A 6,322-nucleotide genomic window follows, 5' to 3' on the forward strand; every position below is an offset into this window, starting at 1 on the left:
GTCCGCAGTGACCACTGAACCGCGGCACGACCCCCGCGACGGTGGACACCGTGCCCCAGACCCGCGCGCAGACCTCTCGCACCCGCGAGGGGTTTTTTCTTTTTCCGGCCCCACCCGTGCCGGAAACGGACGGCGCGTGAGAATGGGGGCAAGTGGATCCCTACCTTCCGGAGCCACATCCGACAGGAGCCAACACAGTCATGACCAGCGAGAACGGCGCCAGCCCCCGTCCGGTCGCCGGCCCGGCCGACGACAGCTTCCACGTCTTCGACACGACGCTGCGCGACGGCGCCCAGCGCGAGGGCATCAACCTCACCGTCGCGGACAAGCTGACCATCGCCCGGTACCTCGACGAGTTCGGTGTCGGCTTCATCGAGGGCGGCTGGCCCGGCGCCAACCCGCGGGACACCGAGTTCTTCGCCCGCGCCCGCCAGGAGATCGACTTCCAGAACGCCCAGCTCGTCGCCTTCGGCGCGACCCGCCGGGCCGGCGGCAGCGCCGCCGAGGACCCGCAGGTCAAGGCGCTCCTCGACTCCGGCGCCCCGGTCGTCACCCTCGTCGCCAAGTCCCACGACCGGCACGTCGAACTCGCCCTGCGCACCACCCTCGACGAGAACCTGGAGATGGTCCGCGACACCGTGGCCCACCTCCGCGCCCAGGGCCGCCGCGTCTTCGTCGACTGCGAGCACTTCTTCGACGGCTACAAGGCCAACCCCGACTACGCCAAGGCCGTGGTCCGCGCCGCGCACGAGGCCGGCGCCGACGTCGTCGTCCTCTGCGACACCAACGGCGGCATGCTCCCCGCCCAGGTCCAGGCCGTCGTCGCCACCGTCCTCGCCGACACCGGCGCCCGCCTCGGCGTCCACGCCCAGGACGACACCGGCTGCGCCGTCGCCAACACCCTCGCCGCCGTCGACGCGGGCGCCACCCACGTCCAGTGCACCGCCAACGGCTACGGCGAGCGGGTCGGCAACGCCAACCTGTTCCCCGTCGTCGCCGCCCTGGAGCTCAAGTACGGCAAGAAGGTGCTGCCCGACGGCGCCCTCGCCGAGATGACCCGGATCTCGCACGCCATCGCCGAGGTCGTCAACCTCACCCCCTCCACCCACCAGCCGTACGTCGGCGTCTCCGCCTTCGCGCACAAGGCCGGCCTGCACGCCTCCGCCATCAAGGTCGACCCCGACCTCTACCAGCACATCGACCCCGAGCGGGTCGGCAACACCATGCGGATGCTCGTCTCCGACATGGCGGGCCGCGCCTCCATCGAGCTCAAGGGCAAGGAGTTGGGCGTCGACCTCGGCGGGGACCGCGCCCTGGTCGCCCGGGTCGTCGAGCGGGTCAAGGAGCGCGAGCTCCAGGGCTACACGTACGAGGCCGCCGACGCCTCCTTCGAGCTGCTGCTGCGCGCCGAGGCCGAGGGCCGGGCCCGCCGCTACTTCCGCACCGAGTCCTGGCGGGCGATCACCGAGAACCGCCCCGACGGCACTCACGCCAACGAGGCCACGGTCAAGCTGTGGGCCAAGGGCGAGCGGATCCTCGCCACCGCCGAGGGCAACGGCCCGGTCAACGCCCTGGACCGGGCACTGCGCACCGCCCTGGAGCGGATCTACCCGCAGCTCGCCAAGTTCGAGCTGGTCGACTACAAGGTCCGCATCCTCGAAGGCCGGCACGGCACCGAGTCCACCACCCGCGTCCTCGTCACCACCAGCGACGGCAACGGCGAGTGGTCCACCGTCGGCGTCGGCGAGAACGTGATCGCCGCCTCCTGGCAGGCCGTCGAGGACGCCTTCACCTACGGCCTGCTGCGCGCCGGGGTGGACCCCGCCGAGTAGCCCGTACGCGCCCTGGATGTCCGGCTCCTTATGGTTCGGGTGGTTTTGAACCATGAGGAGCAGGGTGCTTGCGGCGGGGGCGGTGGCTTCTGACCGCGAGATGGCGGAAAATCGCCCCCGCGAGCCGGAAGAGAACCCCCGCCCCCGACCGTTCTGGTCCCGTGCACGGCAAGAGATCACGGACACGACACAGGGGGAGTGCGATGAGCGACGTCCAGGGCACGGTGGAGCCGGGCTTCGAGTCGGTACGGGAGGTGTTCGAGGGGATCGCCGCGGACGAGGCGCGGGACGGCGGCGCCCAGCTCGTCGTCCACCACCGGGGCCGCCCGGTGGTGGACCTGTGGGGCGGCGACGGCGTCGACGGGGACTCCCTGCTCGCCCTCTACTCCTCGGCGAAGGGCGTGACCGCCCTGGTCACCGCCCTCCTGGTGCAGGACGGGGCGCTCGACCTCGACCGCACGGTGGCCTCCTGGTGGCCGGAGTACGCGGCCGAGGGCAAGGGGGCGCTGACCCTGCGCGGGCTGCTCGCCCACCGCTCCGGCTCGATCGGCGTCGAGGGCGGCTTCACCTTCGACGAGATCATCGACGACCGGGTGGTCGCCGCCCGGCTCGCCGCCCACCGCCCGTACTGGGAGCCGGATTCCGGCCACGGCTACCACGGCCTCACCTTTGGCGCCCTGGTCGGCGAGGTGGTCCTGCGGGCCACCGGCCGCACGGTCCAGGAGCACTACGAGGAGCGGCTGCGGGTCCCGTACGGCCTCGACTACCACCTCGGCCTGCCCGAGGAGCTGGAAGCCCGCTTCGCGCCCGCCCTGCCGCTGGTGCCCACCCCGGAGCAGCAGGAGGCCCTGGACGCGGAGCCGGTCGTCCCCGGCAGCCGGATGTCCGTCGCCTTCGGGCTGGAGTCCGACCCGCCCCTCGACCTCGTCGCGTACGGCAACGCCCGCGCCGCCCACGTCAAGGCGCCGCTCTCCGCCGGCGGCGTCGGGACCGCGCGCGGCCTCTCCCGGCTGTACGCGGCGGTCGCCGGTCCCTTCGAGGGCCGGCCCCCGCTGCTCACCGACGAGACGCTGGCGGAGTTCTCCCGCGTCCACTCCAAGGGCACCGACCTGGTGACCGGCGGGGAGAACGCCTTCGGTCTCGGCCTCTCCCTGCTCTCCACCGGCTACCCCTCGCTGAGTCCGCGGGTGATCGGGCACAGCGGCGCCCCCGGCACCCAGTCCTTCGCCGATCCGGCCACGGGCCTCGCGTACAGCTACGCCCGCCGCCGCTTCGCCTTCATGGGCGGTCCTGGCGCGCCGGAGAACGTCCCGCTGATCGAGGCGGTCGTCGCGGCCGTCCGCGCGCGGGGCTGACGTCCCGGCCGGGGCCGCCGGGGTCCCGGCCCGGCGGGGCCCCGGGGAACGCCGAGCGCCCGCCGTCCGCGGGGTGCGGAGGGCGGGCGCGCTCGGGTGTCCGGGCCGCGCGGGAGGCGCGGGGGAGGGGTCAGGCGGCGTTCTTGATGGCGGAGATGTCGAAGTTCAGCTTGACCTTGTCGCTGACCATCACGCCGCCGGTCTCCAGGGCCGCGTTCCAGGTCAGGCCCCACTCGGAGCGCAGGATCTCGGCGGAGCCCTCGAAGCCGACCCGCTCGTTGCCGTACACGTCGGTGGCCACGCCGTTGAACTCCAGGTCGATGGAGAGCGGCTTGGTGACGTCCTTGATGGTGAGGTCGCCGGTGACGCGGTACTTGTCGCCGCCCAGCTGGGCCGCCTCGGTGGAGCGGAAGGTCATGAGCGGGAACTGCTCGGCGTCGAAGAAGTCGCCGCTGCGCAGGTGGTTGTCGCGGTCGTTGATGCCGGTGTCGACGGAGGCGATCTTGACCTCGATGTCCGCGGAGGAGGCGGCCGGGTCGGAGCCGTTCAGCTTCAGGGTGCCCTCGTGCTCGCCGAAGGAGCCGCGCACGTTGGTCACCATGGCGTGGCGGACCGTGAAGCCGATGCTGCTGTGGGCGGCGTCGATGGTGTACTCGCCGGTGAGGGCGGCCAGGGCCGGGTCGACCGGGAGGGTGGCGACGGTGGTGGCGGGCTCGGTGGTCCTGCGGCTGAAGATACCCATGACGTGCTCCTTGGGGACGGGGCGCGGAAGCCTTTTCGTTGAACGTTGAACTTTCAGCAAGGACGACGATAGACCCATTCCGTTCAACTTTCAACATCTGATGCGGAGGGGTTTCCCGGAGCGGCTCCGGGCTCGCACGAACGGCTGCCCGCCTTTTGTGGGAACCCCATAAAGCAAGGGGGTCTCCCGCTGTGGAGTCACTCTGGTCTCCGTGCGCTTCTGTCCGCCCCCGCCAGGAATCGACACGCGAGACTGTACGGAGTCGACGGAGGAGTTTCCTTGGTCGAGTTCGTAGGGTCGGTACATGACCCTTGTCGACGAGATCCCGAGCGAGCCCACCGACGCGCGCGGCCGCGTCGCCGAGCTCCACGTCCTGCGCGAGCAGGCACTGGCCGGCCCCAGCGAGCGCGCGACCGAGGCCCAGCACGCGAAGGGCAAGCTGACCGCGCGCGAGCGCATCGAGCTGCTTCTCGACCCGGGTTCCTTCAACGAGGTCGAGCAGCTCCGCCGGCACCGTGCCCAGGGCTTCGGCCTGGAGGCGAAGAAGCCCTACACCGACGGCGTCATCACCGGCTGGGGCACGGTCGAGGACCGCACCGTCTTCGTCTACGCGCACGACTTCCGCATCTTCGGCGGCGCGCTCGGCGAGGCCCACGCCACCAAGATCCACAAGATCATGGACATGGCCATCGCGGCCGGCGCCCCGCTGGTCTCCCTCAACGACGGCGCCGGCGCCCGCATCCAGGAGGGCGTCTCCGCCCTCGCCGGATACGGCGGCATCTTCCAGCGCAACACCAAGGCGTCCGGCGTCATCCCGCAGATCAGCGTGATGCTCGGCCCGTGCGCCGGCGGCGCCGCCTACAGCCCCGCCCTCACCGACTTCGTCTTCATGGTCCGCGAGACCTCGCAGATGTTCATCACCGGCCCGGACGTCGTCAAGGCGGTCACCGGCGAGGAGATCACCCAGAACGGCCTCGGCGGCGCCGACGTGCACGCCGAGACCTCGGGCGTCGCGCACTTCGCGTACGACGACGAGGAGACCTGCATCGCCGAGGTCCGCTACCTCCTGTCGATGCTCCCGCAGAACAACCGCGAGAACCCGCCGACCGTCGCCTCCGAGGACCCGGCCGACCGCCGCTCCGACGTCCTGCTCGACCTGGTGCCCGCCGACGGCAACCGCCCGTACGACATGCACAAGGTCATCGAGGAGCTCGTCGACGACGGCGACTTCCTGGAGATCCACGAGCGCTGGGCGCGCAACATCATCTGCGCGATGGCCCGCCTCGACGGCCAGGTCGTCGGCATCGTTGCCAACCAGCCCCAGTCCCTCGCCGGCGTCCTCGACATCGAGGCCTCCGAGAAGGCCGCACGCTTCGTCCAGATGTGCGACGCCTTCAACATTCCGATCATCACTCTTCTGGACGTACCCGGCTTCCTGCCCGGCGTCGACCAGGAGCACGGTGGAATCATCCGCCACGGCGCGAAGCTGCTCTACGCGTACTGCAACGCGACCGTGCCCCGGATCTCGCTGATCCTGCGCAAGGCGTACGGCGGCGCCTACATCGTCATGGACTCCCAGTCCATCGGTGCCGACCTGACGTACGCCTGGCCCACCAACGAAATCGCGGTCATGGGCGCCGAGGGCGCCGCCAACGTGATCTTCCGCAAGCAGATCGCCGAGGCCGAGGACTCCGAGGCCATGCGCGCCCGCATGGTCAAGGAGTACAAGGCCGAGCTCATGCACCCGTACTACGCGGCCGAGCGCGGCCTCGTCGACGACGTCATCGACCCCGCCGACACCCGCCGGATCCTCGTCCGCTCCCTGGCCATGCTCCGCACCAAGCACGCCGACCTGCCGTCCCGCAAGCACGGCAACCCGCCTCAGTAACACCCGGCACAAGGAGTCCACCGAAGTGACCACGCCTGCCACAGCCAACCTTCTCCGCGTCGAGAAGGGCCACGCCGACCCCGAGGAGCTGGCCGCCATCACCGCGGTCCTGCTCGCCCGCGCCGCCGCCCAGCCCGAGCCCGCCGCCGCCCACCACGGCCGCACCGCCGCCGGCTGGCGCCGCCTGGAGCGCGAGGGCGGCTTCCGCGCCCCGCACAGCTGGCGCTGACGCCCCCGCGACACCCGCGACACGAAGGAAGGGCCCCCGCTCCATGAGGAGCGGGGGCCCTTCCTTCGTGGTTCCGCCGGCCCGGCGGGACGGACCGCTACCGCAGCCGCGCCATCAGCGCGTGCTCGACGAGGGTGATCAGCGCGCTCTTGGCGTCGCCCCGGTGCCGGGCGTCGGTGGTGATGATCGGGGTGTCCGGTCCGATCTGGAGCGCCTCGCGGACCTCGTCCGGGGTGTAGGGCTGGCTGCCGTCGAAGCCGTTGAGGGCGATGACGA

At 71.4% G+C, this 6,322-nt stretch carries 5 protein-coding genes and 1 pseudogene; 4 read left to right on the forward strand and 2 right to left on the reverse strand.

Going from position 1 to position 6,322, the window contains the following annotated elements; all coding sequences use genetic code 11:
* The first annotated feature begins 200 nt into the window (after nucleotides 1-200).
* Complete coding sequence (gene cimA / locus IE219_RS08580; RefSeq protein ID WP_189975953.1) at nucleotides 201-1,832, forward strand: citramalate synthase; 1,632 nt, start codon at nucleotides 201-203, stop codon at nucleotides 1,830-1,832.
* A 203-nt stretch (nucleotides 1,833-2,035) separates the two neighbouring features.
* Complete coding sequence (locus IE219_RS08585) at nucleotides 2,036-3,187, forward strand: serine hydrolase domain-containing protein (protein WP_189975954.1); 1,152 nt, start codon at nucleotides 2,036-2,038, stop codon at nucleotides 3,185-3,187.
* 130 nt (nucleotides 3,188-3,317) lie between these two features.
* On the opposite strand, the gene IE219_RS08590 is transcribed toward IE219_RS08585, so the two are convergent.
* Nucleotides 3,318-3,929: a YceI family protein gene (locus IE219_RS08590; protein WP_189975955.1), complete on the reverse strand. Its 612-nt coding sequence runs from the start codon at nucleotides 3,927-3,929 to the stop codon at nucleotides 3,318-3,320.
* Between the two features lie 304 nt (nucleotides 3,930-4,233).
* On the opposite strand from IE219_RS08590, the gene IE219_RS08595 reads away from it, so the two are divergent.
* Both IE219_RS08595 and IE219_RS08600 read left to right on the forward strand, forming a co-directional pair.
* Nucleotides 4,234-5,817, forward strand: a complete 1,584-nt coding sequence (locus IE219_RS08595) for an acyl-CoA carboxylase subunit beta (protein WP_189975956.1) — start codon at nucleotides 4,234-4,236, stop codon at nucleotides 5,815-5,817.
* 25 nt (nucleotides 5,818-5,842) lie between these two features.
* Nucleotides 5,843-6,046, forward strand: a complete 204-nt coding sequence (locus tag IE219_RS08600) for an acyl-CoA carboxylase subunit epsilon (protein ID WP_043232729.1) — start codon at nucleotides 5,843-5,845, stop codon at nucleotides 6,044-6,046.
* A 97-nt stretch (nucleotides 6,047-6,143) separates the two neighbouring features.
* Here IE219_RS08600 and IE219_RS08605 read toward each other — a convergent pair.
* Nucleotides 6,144-6,322: pseudogene (locus IE219_RS08605) on the reverse strand (ATP-binding protein); the annotation flags it as partial.

It is taken from the genome of Streptomyces termitum (genome assembly GCF_014650175.1).
In the GTDB taxonomy this organism is placed as follows: Bacteria; Actinomycetota; Actinomycetes; order Streptomycetales; family Streptomycetaceae; genus Streptomyces; species Streptomyces termitum.